The sequence below is a fragment of the Desulfosporosinus sp. I2 genome, from assembly GCF_000960765.1.
Taxonomy (GTDB): Bacteria; Bacillota; Desulfitobacteriia; order Desulfitobacteriales; family Desulfitobacteriaceae; genus Desulfosporosinus.
In genome coordinates this window covers 1-560 of the sequence record NZ_JYNH01000315.1, presented here as the reverse complement: position 1 = coordinate 560, position 560 = coordinate 1, and the positions used below count along the sequence as shown (strand labels likewise).

Sequence of the window (560 nt, the reverse complement as noted above, 5' to 3'; positions counted from 1 at the left end):
AGGCGAGAATATAGAAGGCACTGGAAAGGCGGTTTAAGGCTTGGATTAGGTCGGTTCGGCTACAGGCCCCGGTTTCATCCGTGAAGGCCCGATTGGCGTAAAGTTCGACCTCTCGTGACTTTGCTCTAAGATGATGAAGTTTGGCTACAATAGCTCCATACGCATAGCTCAGCGGAGTATGATCAATCCCAAAGTATTTTTTGGGATGATGAGATCGTTCGCGGAGTTCTTCTGGGGTCAGACCAATCAGAGTACTCCATTGAAAGGGCTCTTGCCTGACTTCACTGACCATCAGTTGTCTGCAAAGAGCGGCGATTTCTTCGAGTTTTTGGATAAGGTCCTTCTCCCCTTTTTGTTCGAAGAAGACCTGAGCCTCAACCAGTTCACATTGAAAGAGGTCCAGTTGTCCTCGGTAGGCAATCACCGGATGGGTTTTAGTAACTAAATCGCCGGTGCGCAAATGGGTCATGTGTTCCGGTTTAATCCCTGAAGGGATATCCGTAATAGTTTGGGATTGAGGTTCCCGAAACGCCTTGGATTCCTGAATGGATTTAGGTCTA

General features: G+C 48.0%; 1 pseudogene. It reads right to left on the bottom strand.

From position 1 onward, the window contains the following. A pseudogene (locus UF75_RS25895) lies at positions 1-560 on the bottom strand (cobalamin adenosyltransferase); the annotation flags it as partial.